General features: G+C 58.9%; 17 protein-coding genes and 1 tRNA gene. All 18 read right to left on the bottom strand.

Annotated features, from left to right (window positions below; all coding sequences use genetic code 11):
• Window positions 1-69 precede the first annotated feature (69 nt).
• Window positions 70-1,479 (bottom strand): 3-isopropylmalate dehydratase large subunit, encoded by a 1,410-nt coding sequence (gene leuC / locus HYZ49_20005; GenBank protein MBI3244570.1) that lies wholly within the window; start codon window positions 1,477-1,479, stop codon window positions 70-72.
• Between the two features lie 3 nt (window positions 1,480-1,482).
• On the bottom strand, window positions 1,483-1,674 hold the full coding sequence (locus tag HYZ49_20000; protein ID MBI3244569.1) for a hypothetical protein: 192 nt from the start codon (window positions 1,672-1,674) through the stop codon (window positions 1,483-1,485).
• An 83-nt stretch (window positions 1,675-1,757) separates the two neighbouring features.
• The gene (locus tag HYZ49_19995) at window positions 1,758-3,380 is read right to left on the bottom strand and encodes a 2-isopropylmalate synthase (protein ID MBI3244568.1); all 1,623 of its coding nucleotides are present in this window, start codon (window positions 3,378-3,380) and stop codon (window positions 1,758-1,760) included.
• Between the two features lie 34 nt (window positions 3,381-3,414).
• The gene (locus HYZ49_19990; GenBank protein ID MBI3244567.1) at window positions 3,415-3,774 is read right to left on the bottom strand and encodes a four helix bundle protein; all 360 of its coding nucleotides are present in this window, start codon (window positions 3,772-3,774) and stop codon (window positions 3,415-3,417) included.
• 40 nt (window positions 3,775-3,814) lie between these two features.
• Window positions 3,815-4,834, bottom strand: coding sequence for a ketol-acid reductoisomerase (gene ilvC / locus HYZ49_19985; protein ID MBI3244566.1), 1,020 nt, complete (start codon window positions 4,832-4,834; stop codon window positions 3,815-3,817).
• A 57-nt stretch (window positions 4,835-4,891) separates the two neighbouring features.
• The gene (gene ilvN, locus HYZ49_19980; GenBank protein ID MBI3244565.1) at window positions 4,892-5,461 is read right to left on the bottom strand and encodes an acetolactate synthase small subunit; all 570 of its coding nucleotides are present in this window, start codon (window positions 5,459-5,461) and stop codon (window positions 4,892-4,894) included.
• Between the two features lie 75 nt (window positions 5,462-5,536).
• Window positions 5,537-7,279: a biosynthetic-type acetolactate synthase large subunit gene (gene ilvB, locus HYZ49_19975; protein ID MBI3244564.1), complete on the bottom strand. Its 1,743-nt coding sequence runs from the start codon at window positions 7,277-7,279 to the stop codon at window positions 5,537-5,539.
• A 71-nt stretch (window positions 7,280-7,350) separates the two neighbouring features.
• Window positions 7,351-9,018: a dihydroxy-acid dehydratase gene (ilvD, locus tag HYZ49_19970; protein MBI3244563.1), complete on the bottom strand. Its 1,668-nt coding sequence runs from the start codon at window positions 9,016-9,018 to the stop codon at window positions 7,351-7,353.
• Between the two features lie 613 nt (window positions 9,019-9,631).
• Entirely contained in the window at window positions 9,632-10,015 is a 384-nt protein-coding gene (rplL, locus tag HYZ49_19965; GenBank protein MBI3244562.1) for a 50S ribosomal protein L7/L12, read from the bottom strand.
• Window positions 10,016-10,089: 74 nt separating this feature from the next.
• Window positions 10,090-10,629 carry a 50S ribosomal protein L10 gene (locus HYZ49_19960; GenBank protein ID MBI3244561.1) on the bottom strand — a complete coding sequence of 180 codons (540 nt, stop codon included), beginning with the start codon at window positions 10,627-10,629 and terminating at the stop codon, window positions 10,090-10,092.
• A 306-nt stretch (window positions 10,630-10,935) separates the two neighbouring features.
• Window positions 10,936-11,652 carry a 50S ribosomal protein L1 gene (locus tag HYZ49_19955; GenBank protein MBI3244560.1) on the bottom strand — a complete coding sequence of 239 codons (717 nt, stop codon included), beginning with the start codon at window positions 11,650-11,652 and terminating at the stop codon, window positions 10,936-10,938.
• A 112-nt stretch (window positions 11,653-11,764) separates the two neighbouring features.
• Window positions 11,765-12,190 (bottom strand): 50S ribosomal protein L11, encoded by a 426-nt coding sequence (gene rplK, locus HYZ49_19950; GenBank protein MBI3244559.1) that lies wholly within the window; start codon window positions 12,188-12,190, stop codon window positions 11,765-11,767.
• Window positions 12,191-12,305: 115 nt separating this feature from the next.
• Window positions 12,306-12,503: a hypothetical protein gene (locus HYZ49_19945; GenBank protein ID MBI3244558.1), complete on the bottom strand. Its 198-nt coding sequence runs from the start codon at window positions 12,501-12,503 to the stop codon at window positions 12,306-12,308.
• A gap of 3 nt (window positions 12,504-12,506) precedes the next feature.
• Window positions 12,507-13,058, bottom strand: coding sequence for a transcription termination/antitermination protein NusG (gene nusG / locus HYZ49_19940; protein ID MBI3244557.1), 552 nt, complete (start codon window positions 13,056-13,058; stop codon window positions 12,507-12,509).
• A 183-nt stretch (window positions 13,059-13,241) separates the two neighbouring features.
• Window positions 13,242-13,436 carry a preprotein translocase subunit SecE gene (secE, locus tag HYZ49_19935; GenBank protein MBI3244556.1) on the bottom strand — a complete coding sequence of 65 codons (195 nt, stop codon included), beginning with the start codon at window positions 13,434-13,436 and terminating at the stop codon, window positions 13,242-13,244.
• Window positions 13,437-13,486: 50 nt separating this feature from the next.
• Window positions 13,487-13,559, bottom strand: a tRNA-Trp gene (locus HYZ49_19930).
• An 86-nt stretch (window positions 13,560-13,645) separates the two neighbouring features.
• The gene (rpmG, locus tag HYZ49_19925; GenBank protein MBI3244555.1) at window positions 13,646-13,816 is read right to left on the bottom strand and encodes a 50S ribosomal protein L33; all 171 of its coding nucleotides are present in this window, start codon (window positions 13,814-13,816) and stop codon (window positions 13,646-13,648) included.
• A 1-nt stretch (window position 13,817) separates the two neighbouring features.
• Window positions 13,818-13,950, bottom strand: a 133-nt coding sequence (gene tuf, locus HYZ49_19920; protein MBI3244554.1) for an elongation factor Tu, incomplete at its 5' end; no start/stop codon positions are given.

Raw genomic sequence — 13,950 nt, 5'->3', positions numbered from 1 at the left:
AGGATGACAAGGTGACAAGGTGATCCAAAACGACAGATCATCTTGTCATCCCTTCATCTTGTCATCGTGTCAGTTCAATAACGTTCGCACATCCGTAATCTTTCCCGTCAGGGCCGCCGCCGCCGCCGTGAGCGGACTCGCCAAAAACGTGCGGCCGCCTTTGCCCTGCCGACCTTCAAAGTTGCGGTTGCTGGTACTGACGGCGTACTGGCCCGGTTGCAATTGATCGCCATTCATGGCGATGCACATACTGCAACCGGCTTCGCGCCACTCTGCGCCCGCTTCTTTGAAAATCCTGTCTAAGCCTTCCTGCTCGGCCTGCTTCTTCACCTCTTGCGAGCCGGGCACGACCATCACCCGCAAGCTAGGCGCGACTTTGCGATCCTTCAACAGCGAGGCCGCCAGCCGCAAATCCGAGATGCGCGAGTTGGTGCAACTGCCGATGAAGACTACGTCCACCGGATGGCCGAGCAAGGGCTGGCCGGGTTGGAGGCCCATGTAAATGAGCGCCTTGCTCAAGGCCAGCTTTTGCGAAGCGTCGGCCAGTTGATCAGGGTCGGGAATGCGGTCGGTGATCGCCATGCCCATACCAGGATTCGTTCCGTAAGTGATCATGGGGACAAGTTCGCCGGCATTCAGGGTGACGGTTTTATCGTAGGTGGCGCCGTCATCGGTAGGCAGACGCCGCCACCTGGCAGTGGCGGCTTCCCAATCCTCACCTTTCGGCGCAAACTCGCGGTCGGCAATATAGTCAAACGTCGCCTCGTCGGGCGCAATCATCCCCGCCCGCGCACCGCCTTCGATGGACATGTTGCAGATCGTCATCCGCTGTTCCATCGTCAGGGCGCGAATGGCCGGGCCGGTGTATTCGAGCACGTGGCCCGTCCCGCCGCCCACGCCGATTTTGGCGATGAGGGCCAGGATGATGTCTTTAGACGAGACGCCTTTGCTCAATTGACCTTCAACACGCACTTCACAGGTTTTCGGTTTGCGCTGGAGCAGGCATTGCGAGGCCAGCACCATCTCTACTTCGCTGGTGCCGATGCCGAAAGCCAGCGCCCCGAACGCGCCGTGGGTGCTGGTGTGGCTGTCGCCGCACACAATCGTCATGCCCGGTTGCGTCGCGCCAAGCTCCGGGCCGATGACGTGGACGATGCCGCGATGCGGGCTGTTCATGCCGTGCAGGGTAATGCCAAACTCTTTGGCATTGATTTCCATTTGTCGAATTTGTTTGGCCGCCAGTTCGTCTAAGATGGGAAGCGACGGATCGTGAGTGGGGATACTGTGATCCATAGTCGCCAGCGTCTTATCGGGGCGGCGGACTTTGAGGCCGCGCCCGCGCAGGCCGGTGAAGGCTTGCGGTGAGGTCACCTCGTGAACAAGGTGAAGATCAATATAAAGCACCGCCGGGGAGTCCGGCTCCTGAGATACGACGTGCGCGTTCCAGACTTTTTCAAAAAGGGTTTGGGGCTGAGACATGATTTAGTTTGGGTTGAGGTCGAGACGATAGAAAAGTTCGAGCAGTTGCCGCCGGGCCGGGCCGGGTTGCTGGCTCGGAGTCGGGTTGGCGGCGTCCATGCCCGACAAATCCCAGCCGCCGGGAATGGTGTGTGGTTCGCCGAATGGGTCATACCAGTCGGGCATGGAGTCGTCGTGAGGGTCAGAAGTGGTCATAGCTTTTTGCCACGAATTCCACGAATGAACACGAATTCCTTTTGAAGCCAATTCATGATAATTCGTGCGACTCGTGGCGAGAATTACGCAACGGCTTCTACCGTCGCTATCGTTTCTGGCTCGCCATACTTCCCGCTTGCCACCAACAATTTGTTCAGCGCCGACAAATATGCCTTGGCGCTGGCGACGATGATGTCGGTGTCGGCCCCGTGGCCGCCGAAGGTGCGAACTTGTTCGGTTTCTTTCTGCGCGTCCAGCGTGTGATGGCCGTTCCCGCCTTCGATGCGCACCGTCACTTCGCCCAGCGCGTCAATACCCTCGGTCACCGCGTGAATGACGAACTCCAACAGGGTGTTCGGCATGGCGACGATCTCGTCAATGGCTTTGTAGGTTGCGTCCACCGGGCCGGTGCCCATCGCCGCCCGCACGACACTGGCGCCGTCCGGCCCGCGCAGGCGTACGGTGGCGGTGGGCATCCCCAGCGTGCCGCACACTACCTGCATCTCTTCCAGCGCGAACACCTCACGCGGCTGATAGATTTCGTCCGAGATGATGGCTTCGAGGTCGGCGTCGGTGATGGTCTTCTTTTTGTCGGCCAGATTCTTGAAGCGCTCAAAAGCTTTGTCGAGTTCGGCGTCGTTCAACTCGTAGCCAAGTTCGGCCAGCCGTTTCTTCAGCGCGTGGCGGCCCGAATGTTTGCCCAGCACCAATCGAGTCTGGGTGACGCCGACGGTTTCGGGCCGCATGATCTCGTACGTCTGCTGGTGCTTGAGCATGCCATCCTGGTGGATGCCCGCCTCGTGAGCAAAGGCGTTGGCCCCGACAATGGCCTTGTTCGGCTGGACGACCATGCCGGTGTAGTTGCTCACCAGCTTGCTCACGCGCATAAGCTGAGTGGTGTCAATTCCGGTTTCGAGCTTGAATACCGGCTTGCGCGTGTGCAGGGCCATCACCACCTCCTCGAGGGAAGTATTACCCGCCCGCTCGCCGATGCCGTTAATGGTCACCTCGGCCTGCCGCGCCCCGGCGGCGATGCCGGCCAGGGTGTTGGCCGTGGCCAGCCCCAAGTCGTCGTGGCAATGGACGGAGACGATGCAGTTCTCGATTCCCGACGTGTGCTTGATGATGCCGTCAATCAGTTTGCCGAACTCGTCGGGCGTGGTGTAGCCGACGGTGTCGGGGATGTTGAGGGTGGTCGCCCCGGCTTTGATCGCCTCGGCCAGCACCACGTATAAAAATTCGGGGTCGCTCCGCCCGGCGTCTTCCGGCGAAAACTCCACGTCTTCGCAAAAACTGCGGGCGTAGGCCACCATCTCGGCGGCACGCTCGATGACCTGCTCCGGATCCATCTTGAGCTTGTACTTCATGTGAATCTCGGAGGTGGCGAGGAAGGTGTGGATGCGCGGGTGCTTCGCATGGCGAATTGCTTCCCAGGCTTTATCAATGTCACCTTTGTTGGCGCGGGCCAGGCCGCAGATGACGGGCGCGCGCCCGCCTTCGGGCGGGTTGCCCACTTCGACGGCAATGCGGCGCACGGCTTCGAGGTCGTCGGGCGAGGCGGCGGGGAACCCGGCCTCGATGATGTCCACGCCGAGGCGGGCCAGGGCGCGGGCCACTTCGATCTTCTCGGAAGAGGTCATCGTCGCGCCCGGCGACTGTTCGCCGTCGCGGAGGGTGGTATCAAAGATACTGACGTAGTTGTTCATAGTCGAGTAGTCAAATGGTCGAGTGGTCGAGTAGTCAATGGTTGAGATAGCCGATGAAAGCGTTGATAAGTTTTTTGGTTTCGGTGGCCTTGTCGTAGATTCTTTGGAAGACCTGGTTGTCAACGTATTTGCGATCTAAGGCAAGATAGGTTTCCGATTGCACTTCACTCGCTGAACGGCGGGCGTATTTCAGAAAACGAACAAACTCGGCATCGGAACCGGACTCGAAGCCTTCGGCAATGTTGTGCATGACCGATCCGGCGGCAGATTGAATCTGGTTGCGCAACCCGAAATCTTTGGCAAAAGCGCCACTCCCCGTTGCATCGTAAACCAAGTTCGCTAACACTCGCGCCGCCTGCCATGCTTTTACATCTTCAAATCGTTCGATCTTCATCCGTTGACTACCTGACCACTCGACTACCTGACTACCAGGCCTAGCCTTGCTCTTCGGGCCTGACGACCACCGGATTCAAAAACGGCATCATGCCACGTAGCTCAACGCCGATCTTTTCGATGGGATGATCCTGGCCGAGGCGGCGCTGTTCTTTGAACCAGGGGCGGCCCGCTTCGTTTTCGGCGATCCACTTTTTGGCGTACGTGCCGTCCTGAATTTCGGACAGCATCTTCTTCATCTCACCCATCGTCTCTTCGGTGATGATGCGCGGGCCGCCGGTGTAACTGCCGTGCTCGGCGGTGTCGCTCACCGAGTAGTGCATGTAGTTGAGGCCGCCGCGATACATCAAGTCCACGATGAGCTTGAGTTCGTGCATGCACTCGAAGTACGCGATCTCCGGCTGGTAGCCGGCCTTCACCAGCGTCTCAAACGCGGCCTTGACCAGCGCGCTGACGCCGCCACACAACACCACTTGCTCACCAAACAGATCGGTCTCGGTTTCTTCGGCGAAGGTGGTTTCGATGACTCCGGCCCGGGTGAGGCCCATCGCTTTGGCGTAAGACAGCGCCAGCGCTTTCGCGTCCCCGGTCGCGTCCTGGTGAACTGCCAACAGCGCCGGGGTGCCGCCGCCTTCCACAAACACTTCGCGCACGCGGTGGCCGGGGGCTTTGGGGGCGATCATGGTCACGTCCACGTCGGCGGGTGGAACGATGGCCCCGAAGCGAATGTTGAAGCCGTGCCCGAACATCAGCATCTTGCCTTTGGTCAGATGTCCCTCAATTGAGTCCTTGTAGATTTTGGCCTGCTTGGTGTCGGGGGCCAGAATCATGATCACGTCGGCCCAGGCTGAGACGTCGGCGACTGCCTCCACGGTGAGGCCGGCGGCTTCGGCTTTGGCCTTCGATTTGCTGTCGGGCGCGAGTCCTACCTTCACCTGCACGCCGCTGTCCTTCAGGCTGAGCGAGTGGGCGTGGCCCTGCGAGCCATAGCCGACGACGGCCACTTTTTTGGCCTGGATGAGGGCCAGGTCGGCGTTGTTGTCGTAGTAAATTTTTGCCATGAGTTCTCCGAAAAATTTGAGAATTAGAGGATTGGAGAATTCTCCAATCCTCTATCACTAAACTGACATTGCAACCGCCGGGTCAAGCTGGGCGGGCGCGCCTTCGGGCACGGCGGCGGCCACCAGCGGCGGGTTGGGGCTGACCGAACTGGCCCCGCGCGACATGGCAACCAAACCGGTGCGCACCATCTCGATGATGCCGAACGGGCGCAGGACTTCGATCAGGCCTTCGATCTTGTCTTCGACGCCGGTGATTTCGATGACGAGCGAGTCGTTGGTCACGTCCACGATGCGGGCGCGGAAGACGTCGGCCAACTGCATGACTTCGGTGCGGTTGGCGGAAGTGACGGCCACTTTGATGAGCGCCAGGTCGCGCACGACCGAGGGCTGGTGGGTTACGTCGTCCACGCGCAGAACGTTGACCAGCTTGTAAAGGTTGGCCTCGATGCGGCGGGCGGTCAGGTCGTCCCCGTCCACCACAATCGTCATGCGGCTCACGCCAAGCTGTTCGGTGTGGCCGACGGTGAGCGACTCGATGTTGAAGGCGCGCCGGCGGAAGAGCGAAGCGACGCGATTGAGCACGCCGGGTTTGTCTTCAACATAAGCTACGAAAATATGGTTTGCCATTCTTCACAAGACAAGGAGAAGGGGAAAAGGGGAGACACGGAGAATCCGACTCTCCCCTTCTCCTTGTCTCCCTGTCTACTTGGTTGCTCCCAAATCCCACTCACTCTCGTCCGCGCCCGTCTCGGCCATCACATCGCGCTTGGGGCGGCGGATCATGGCTTGCAGGTCAGCCCCGGCGGGAACCATCGGGAAGACACTGTCTTCCTGCTCCACGCGGAAGTCCATGATGACCGTGCCAGGGTGAGCGCGGGCCTCTTCGACAGCCACCTGCACTTCGGAGCGTTTGGTGACTCGCACGCCTTTGATGTCGAAGGCGTCGGCCAGTTTCACAAAATCGGGGCTGAGCATGGGCGTGGCCGCGTAACGCTTCTCGTAGAAAAATTCCTGCCACTGGCGCACCATGCCCAGGTAGCCGTTGTTGATGATGGCGATGTTGATCTTGAGATTCTCCTGAGCGATGGTGGCCAGTTCGGCCATCGTCATCTGGAAGCCGCCGTCGCCGGCGACGACCCACACTTCTTTGTCGGGGCAGGCGAATTTTGCGCCGATGGCCGCTGGCAAAGCAAAGCCCATCGTGCCCAGGCCGCCGGAGGTGATGAGCGAACGCTCGTCGTCGTGCTTGTAGTATTGCGCTTCCCACATCTGGTGCTGGCCCACGTCGCTGACGACAATCGCCTTGCCGCTGGTGTAATGCCAGATGTCGTTGATGACGTGCGCCGCGTACAGGTGGCCGCTGTCGGGCAGGCTCTGGATGTCGCGCACCGCCGTGTCGCCCTTCATCTCGTTGATGTGATCGATCCACTCGCTGTGGTCGGCAGACTTCACGCCGGGCAACAACTCGTCCAACGTCTCCCGCAAATCGCCGACGATGCCCACGTCCACCTTCACGTTCTTGTTGATCTCAGAAGGATCGATCTCAATGTGAATCTTTTTGGCATTCAGCGCGTAAGTCTTGATGTTACCGGTCACCCGGTCGTCGAACCTCATGCCGAAGGCGAGCAGAAGATCGGCTTGCTGGATGGCGTTGTTGACCCAGGCTTCGCCGTGCATGCCCATCATGCCCAGGTTGAGCGGGTGGCTGGCGGGGATGGCGCCGAGGCCGAGAAGCGTCATCGCAATCGGCACTTGCGCCCGTTCGGCGAACTCCAGCACCTGCTTGCGCGCGCCACTCATTAGGATGCCATGCCCGGCGAGAATGAGCGGGCGTTTGGCGTTGTTGATCAGGTCGAGGGCCTTTTGAAATTCTTCGGGCAGGGCGCGAAGGTTGGGACGATAGCCGGGGAGTTGCGGGGCGGCGGCCTCCCAGTCAAATTCGCACGAACTCTGCTGGGCGTCTTTAGTGATGTCCACCAGCACCGGGCCGGGGCGGCCACTGGCGGCGATGTAGAACGCTTCGCGAATCGTGCGGGCAATATCTTCAGCGCGAGTGACAAGATAATTGTGCTTGGTGACCGGCAAGGTGACGCCGGTCACGTCGGTCTCTTGAAACGCATCCGAGCCGATGGCCTTTGAGCCGACCTGGCCGGTGATGCAGACGATGGGCGACGAGTCCATCATGGCTGTGGCGATGCCGGTGACCATGTTGGTAGCGCCGGGGCCGGAGGTGGCGATGGCGGCTCCCACTTTGCCCGAAGCCCGGGCGTAGCCGTCGGCCATGTGGGTGGCCCCCTGCTCGTGCCGGACCAAAACGTGATGGATCGGATAGTCGAGCATGGCGTCATAAGTCGGCAAAATCGCCCCGCCTGGGTAGCCGAAGATCGTCTTCACGCCTTCGCGAACTAAACATTCCCAAACAGTTTGTGCGCCGGTTCGTTTCATAATTACCTCCAAAGAATTCTCTAATTCTCCAATTCTCTGATTTGAGAATTAGAGAATTGGAGAATTCGCATTCAGTCTCTCAACACCGCTCCCTTATCCGCGCTCTGCACCATTTTGGCGTAGCGCCTCAGCCACTTGCTTTCGATGTTAGGCACGAAGGGCGGCAGGGCGGCCAAACGCGATTGAATTTCTTCGTCCGAGAGGCGGACGTTGAGTGCCCGAGCATAAAGATCGAGTTCGACGATGTCGCCGTTTTGCAGAGCCGCAATCGGGCCGCGGGCCGCCGCTTCCGGGCTGACATGGCCGATGCAAGCGCCGCGCGTGCCGCCGCTGAAGCGGCCATCGGTGATCAAGGCCACCTTGTCGCCCAGGCCCATACCCATGATGGCGCTGGTGGGCGACAACATTTCCTGCATGCCGGGGCCGCCGGCCGGTCCTTCGTAGCGAATGACGACCACATCGCCGGCTTGCACTTCGTGATTCAAGATGCCGCGCATCGCCGCCTCTTGCGATTCGTAAATCCGGGCCGGGCCGCTGTGCCGCTTCATGCCATCGCTCACGCCGCCTGTTTTCACGACTGCCCCGTCGGGTGCAAGGTTGCCGAAGAGAACGGCCAGGCCGCCGGTCTTGGAGTGCGGATTATCCAGAGGCCGGATCACCTCAGCATCTTTCACCGCCGCGCCCGAAATGGACTCGCGCAACGTTACCCCGCTCACCGTGACTCGATCCAGATGTAACGTATTTCCGTCCGAGGCGATCTCGGTGAGGATGGCCGGGATGCCGCCCGCGCGATGCACGTCTTCCATGTGCCACTTGCCCGCCGGGCTGACCTTGCACAGGTGCGGCACGCGGTCGGCAACGGCGTTGATGCGGGCGAGCGGATACTCCAGCCCGGCCTCTTGCGCGATTGCCAGCGCGTGCAGAACGGTGTTGGTCGAGCCGCCCATGGCCATGTCGAGGGCAAAGGCATCGTCCAGCGCTTCGGCGGTGACGATTTGGCGGGGAGTGATGTTTTGAGCAACGAGGTCGAGGATGAGGGTGGCGGCTTTGCGGGCGAGGGCTTCACGTTCGGCGGTGAGGGCCAGAGCCGAGCCGTTGTAGGGCAGGGCCAGGCCGAGGGCTTCCATCAGGCAGTTCATCGAGTTGGCGGTGAACATACCCGAACACGAGCCGCACGAAGGACAGGCAAAGTCCTCCAGCACCTTCAGCCGCTTCTCGTCAATCTTGCCGGCTTTGAATGCACCTACGCCCTCAAACACCGAGATGAGATCAATGGCTTCGCCGTCGGGCGTGCGGCCGGCGGCCATCGGCCCGCCGGAAACAAAAATGGCCGGGATGTCAACGCGCATCGCGGCCATGAGCATGCCCGGCACAATCTTGTCGCAATTGGGGATGCACACCATCCCGTCAAAGCGGTGGGCCTCGATCATCGTCTCCACGCAGTCAGCGATCAGCTCGCGTGAGGGCAGACTGTACTTCATACCTTTGTGGCCCATGGCAATGCCGTCGTCCACGCCGATGGTGTTGAATTCAAAGGGGACGCCGCCGGCGGCGCGGACGGCCTCCTTCACCACTTTGCCGAACGACTGCAAATGGACGTGGCCGGGGACAACGTCAACGTAGGAGTTGACGATGGCGATGAAGGGCTTGCTCATGTCGGCGTCGGTGACGCCGGTGGCCTTGAGCAGGGCGCGGTGCGGAGCGCGCTCGAAACCGGATTTGATGAGATCGGAACGCATGGTGAGCTATCGGCTATCAGCCATTGTAAGCATCAAACATGGCGTCGCTCACCCACTGGGCGGCTTCGGCCTCGGGCGTCACCACCGGCTCGCCGGGGACGCCGTCGTAAGACAGATCGGCTTGAGGGGTAAATTCTTCGTTCATGAGGTTCTCTCTCCTTTTGTAGAGCGATTTGCCAATTCGCTCTACAGTAAGCTCCTGCCACAGATAACAAAAAAGCCGCCTCGTTTGAGGCGGCTCATTGTTGATCCTGTGGCTGGATGTCGGTTGCTAATCTTTTCTCACCGGTACCGTCGCCGCCTCAAACGTCAAACGCTCCTCGACGAGGAGCACGCTAATGACGACAATAAGGACGACCGACAGTGAGAAGAACACGATTTGTTTCTCCGGGTGATTGTTAGACAGTATAGCTTCGGGGCGCGGATTCAGTCCATTGTTAAGAGTGAAGAGGGTTTGTGGGGAGCGGGTTGGAGGGGTTGCACAAGCCCCAAACAAGAGAATCAAAAGCGCCCCAGGAGTATCTTCTGGAGCGCTTGTTGCGGTAAGACCTGACCGGCTTCGCCGTGAAGTTTTGCCAAACTTTCGACCAAGCGCGGCAGGTCTGGTTTGGAACTAGGCGATGTCCACCGTCGCGCCGACTTCGACCAGCTTCTTCTTGCCGTCTTCGGCGGCTTCCTTGCCCACTGCTTCGAGCACTTTGGCGTTGGCAGTCTCGGCCATCTCTTTGGCTTCCTTCAGGCCCAGGCTGGTGAGCTGGCGGATGACCTTGATGACCTCGATCTTCTTGGGGCCAACGTCCTTGAGAACGACAGTGAACTCGGTCTTCTCTTCAACAGGGGCGGCGGCGGCGCCGGCCATCATGCCGGGCATGGCGGCCATAGCCACCGGGGCGGCGGCAGACACGCCCCACTTCGCTTCCAGCATCTTCGTCAGTTCTGCCGCTTCGAGGACGGTGAGACCGCTCAGGTCCTCGACGAGTTTGTTTAAATCAGCCATTGCAAAATTCTCCTTGGTTTGCCAATAACCAATAACTAATAACAAGTTATGGGTTATTGGTTACTAGTTATTGGTTATTGGGCCGGCGCCACTTCTTGTTCTTTGTCGGCGTAAGCCTTGACCACGTTGACGATTTGCCGCACGCCGCCGGCGATGGCACCGGTGAGGCGGGTGGCGGGTGTGTTGAGCAGGCCGAGCAGTTGCGCCCGAACCACAGGCAAGGGCGGCAATGACGCCAGCGCTTCCACCTGTTTGATACTCAGGGTTTTACTGCCCATCACTGCGCCTTTGACTTTGACAAACTCCGAGTCTTTGGCGAAATCGGCAATGGCTTTAGCCACAGCCGGCACATCTTTGAAGGCAAAGCCGATGGCGCTGCTTCCGGTCAATACATCTTCCGGGACGGGCAGGCCGGCTTCTTTGAGGGCCAGGGCGGCCAGGGTGTTCTTCACAATGTGAAACTCGCCCGAAGCGTCGCGCACCTTGCCGCGCAACGTGTCAATGCCCTTCATGTTGAGGCCGCTGTACGATGTGATGATCAGGGCTTCGCTTTTCTTGAGCAGTTCGCCGTACTCCTGCACCAGCTCTGACCTGCGTTTCTTTGTGATTGCCAAGTGTAAGTCACCTCCTTTCGCTGATGAATGGACGATCTGTTTACTCGACCTTTTGATCGCCCAATCATTTCAGCGAAAGGGAAATCAAAAAGTCTTCACGCCTTCGACCCGCATCGCGCAAAGACTTTCTGAACGGGCGCGCCGCCTTTGCAGGGGCCGCCTGATTCTAGAAGAAGTCTTCACCTCGGCAGGAGATTAAGTCGGGCGCGAAGTGTGCGCCCGACGCCTGCGGTCTATGGCGAAGGCAATTCTCTGATTCTCCAATTCTCAAATAGAGAATTGGAGAATTAGAGAATTGGGGATTGATTATGCCGCCCCGCCCAACGACTGGGCGGCATTGGCGTCCACTTTGACGCCCGGCCCCATCGTGGTGGCGACAGTGATTCGCCTGATATAAATACCCTTTGAGCCGGCGGGCTTGGCCTTCTTAATCGCTTCCATGAGCGAAGAGAAGTTCTCGTACAGGGCGTCCGACGTAAACGACGCTTTGCCGATGACGACGTGAATGTTGGCCGTCTTGTCGAGGCGGAACTCGACGCGGCCGGCTTTGGCTTCTTTGATGAGCCGGGGCAGGTCGTTGGCCGGAGCCACGGTGCCGGCTTTGGGATTGGGCATGAGGCCGCGCGTGCCGAGGATACGGCCCAACCGGCCAACCTTGCCCATCATTTCCGGGACGGCGATGGACACGTCGAAATCCGTCCAGCCATCCTGAATCTTCTTCATCATTTCGTCGTCGGCTACGTAATCGGCCCCGGATTCTTTGGCAACGCGGGCGGCGTCGCCTTCGGCGAAGACCATCACCCGCACGTGCTTGCCCAGCCCGGCCGGCATGACAACTGCGGCGCGCACCTGCTGGTCGGCCTGCTTGGGATCGAGGCCCATGCGCATGTGAACCTCGACCGAGGCATCGAACTTGGTGATGCTGGTTTCTTTCGCCAGCATCAACGCTTCTTTGGGCTGGTAGGCTTTGCTCTGATCAACTTTCGCCGCCGCGGCGCGATATTTTTTTCCTGGTTTAGCCATTAGAGTCTCCTGTGGTGCTGGCGGGCACAACGGCCCTCCCACTTTCCCGCATTTCCCCTTGTTCCTTCATTTCCTTTGAGGCAAGATAAGGAAACACGGGAAACAAAGGAATTTAGCCTTCGACCGTGATTCCCATCGAGCGGGCGGTGCCTTCCACTTGCAACATCGCGCCCGGCAGATCGATAGCATTCAGGTCTTTCATTTTGATTTCGGCGATCTCTTTGACCTGGGCTCGCGTCACCTTGCCTACTTTATTGCGGTTGGGCACGGCCGAGCCTTTCTCCAGGCCGGCGGCCTTGCGAAGAAGCACGGCGGTTGGTGAAGTGCGCAGGGCAAGCTGGAACGAGCCATCACTGTAAATAGTGATGTCCACCGGAATCACTTCGCCGGGCCGGTTGGAGGTTCGAGCATTGTATTCTTTGCAGAACCCCATCAGGTTGATGCCGTGGCCGGCCAGGGCCGGGCCGACAGGCGGCGCAGGGTTAGCCTTGCCTGCTTCAAGTTGCAGGCGCACGACTGCTTTAAGTTTCTTTGCCACTTTGGTCTCTCCTTTGTGGTGTTAGCGGGCGGCCTGGGCCAGCCCTCCCACGAATTCTCTAATTCTCTAATTCTCCATTCCTCTGCCTTACTTTGGAGGATTGGAGAATTAGAGATTACACTTTCTCTATTTGCGAAAAGTCCAACTTCAAAACTAGCTCACGGCCAAAGAGCGACACCTTGATCCGCAATTTAGCGTGTTCTCTCTCAACTTCAAATACTATGCCAATGAAATCTCTAAAAGACCCTTCTATCACGCGCACCTTTTGACCGGTATTAAAAGGCAGGTCATCGGGTTCGCTTGTTGCCAACATCTTCTACGCCTTCTCCACCTGCAAGAAATCCAGTTCTACCGGCGTTTCGCGACCAAAGAACGACACCATGACTCGCACTTTGGCCCGTTCGGCGTCAATCTCGCCGACGGTTCCAATGAAATCGTTGAACGGCCCGTCAACAATCCGCACCTTCTGACCGACTTTGAAGCTGACTTTGATCTTGGGCGCTTCGGCTTCCATGCGGCGCATGATTTGCGACACTTCCTGCGGCTGGAGCGGGGTGGGCGTGTTGCCCATGCCCACAAAACCGGTGACGCCCGGTGTGTTGCGGACGACGTACCACGAGTCCTCGCTGAGAACCATCTGCACCAAAATATAGCCGGGGAAGACCCGTCGCTCGACCGTGCGGCGTTGTCCATCCTTAACTTCGATCTCTTCTTCGGTCGGCACGACGACATCGAAGATTTTGTTCTTCATGCCCATCGTGTCAATGCGTTGCTCAAGATTGTGCCGGACTTTGTTCTCGTAGCCCGAATAGCAATGCACGACGTACCAATGACGCTGATCGTCGGCGTCCTGCAAAATCTCGGCCACTTCAGGCGAGGGCGAGCCGCGCGTCTCATCCACTTCCGATTCCGGAGCCGAGGCGGCCTCAGACTCAGGAGTCGACAGCGATTCCTGTTCTTCAGCGCCCTCGTTTTCGTCAGGCACGCCTTCTTCTTCAGTGCGCTCTTCTTCGGACATGAATAACATCATCTCTCAGCCAGAGTCGGCAAGTTAGCTGATCCCCAGGATCAACTGGAACAATTTCCCAAACAAAATGTCAAAGGAGCCGAGCACCGCTGCGCTTGCTACAACCGTGATCAACACCACAATCGTCAAATTGGTGGCCTCCTGCCGGGTGGGCCAGGACACTTTGCTCAATTCGGCGCGGGTTTCGCGCAAGTAACGGAAAACTGGATTATCACTCATAACCGTGGACACCCTTGACACAGCTTGGTCTCCTAAAGATTTAGATCAGGCAGGCCAGGTAGGAATTGAACCCACAACCCCCGCTTTTGGAGAGCGGTGCTCTGCCAATTGAGCTACTGGCCTGTGTTGTTTAGTCAAGCGGTCACTTGGTCTAGTAGTCAGGTAGTCTATCTCTGGCTACCCGACCACTCGACTATTCGACCACTCGACTACTTCGTCTCGCGGTGCACCGTATGCTTACGGCACCGCGGGCAGAACTTCTTCAACTCGATCCGGTTCGGATCGTTCCGGCGATTCTTCTGCGTGGTGTAGTTGCGCTCTTTGCAATCCGCGCACGCCAGCGCGATCACCGGGCGAACGTCTTTTGATTTGCTTGCCATGTTAGTCCAGAATCTCCGTAATGACGCCGGAGCCGACGGTCAGGCCGCCTTCGCGAATGGCGAACTTCGAGTTCTTCTCCAACGCCACCGGGATGATCAACTCCACCGTCATCTCAATATTGTCCCCCGGCATC

This window comes from Chloroflexota bacterium (assembly GCA_016197225.1).
GTDB lineage: Bacteria > Chloroflexota > Anaerolineae > Anaerolineales > VGOW01 > VGOW01.
Note: the sequence above shows the minus strand (reverse complement) of the source record. Positions and strands in the feature narration are given on the sequence as shown.

Bases quoted from the DNA above. Each gene is read 5' to 3' on its own strand.
- HYZ49_19945 (MBI3244558.1), bottom strand. From the start codon at position 12,503: ATGTTGGCAACAAGCGAACCCGATGACCTGCCTTTTAATACCGGTCAA.
- ilvN (MBI3244565.1), bottom strand. From the start codon at position 5,461: ATGGCAAACCATATTTTCGTAGCTTATGTTGAAGACAAACCCGGCGTG.
- rplL (MBI3244562.1), bottom strand. From the start codon at position 10,015: ATGGCTGATTTAAACAAACTCGTCGAGGACCTGAGCGGTCTCACCGTC.
- ilvC (MBI3244566.1), bottom strand. From the start codon at position 4,834: ATGGCAAAAATTTACTACGACAACAACGCCGACCTGGCCCTCATCCAG.
- rpmG (MBI3244555.1), bottom strand. From the start codon at position 13,816: ATGGCAAGCAAATCAAAAGACGTTCGCCCGGTGATCGCGCTGGCGTGC.
- leuC (MBI3244570.1), bottom strand. From the start codon at position 1,479: ATGTCTCAGCCCCAAACCCTTTTTGAAAAAGTCTGGAACGCGCACGTC.
- ilvD (MBI3244563.1), bottom strand. From the start codon at position 9,018: ATGCGTTCCGATCTCATCAAATCCGGTTTCGAGCGCGCTCCGCACCGC.
- HYZ49_19955 (MBI3244560.1), bottom strand. From the start codon at position 11,652: ATGGCTAAACCAGGAAAAAAATATCGCGCCGCGGCGGCGAAAGTTGAT.
- HYZ49_20000 (MBI3244569.1), bottom strand. From the start codon at position 1,674: ATGACCACTTCTGACCCTCACGACGACTCCATGCCCGACTGGTATGAC.
- HYZ49_19990 (MBI3244567.1), bottom strand. From the start codon at position 3,774: ATGAAGATCGAACGATTTGAAGATGTAAAAGCATGGCAGGCGGCGCGA.
- HYZ49_19995 (MBI3244568.1), bottom strand. From the start codon at position 3,380: ATGAACAACTACGTCAGTATCTTTGATACCACCCTCCGCGACGGCGAA.
- ilvB (MBI3244564.1), bottom strand. From the start codon at position 7,279: ATGAAACGAACCGGCGCACAAACTGTTTGGGAATGTTTAGTTCGCGAA.
- secE (MBI3244556.1), bottom strand. From the start codon at position 13,436: ATGAGTGATAATCCAGTTTTCCGTTACTTGCGCGAAACCCGCGCCGAA.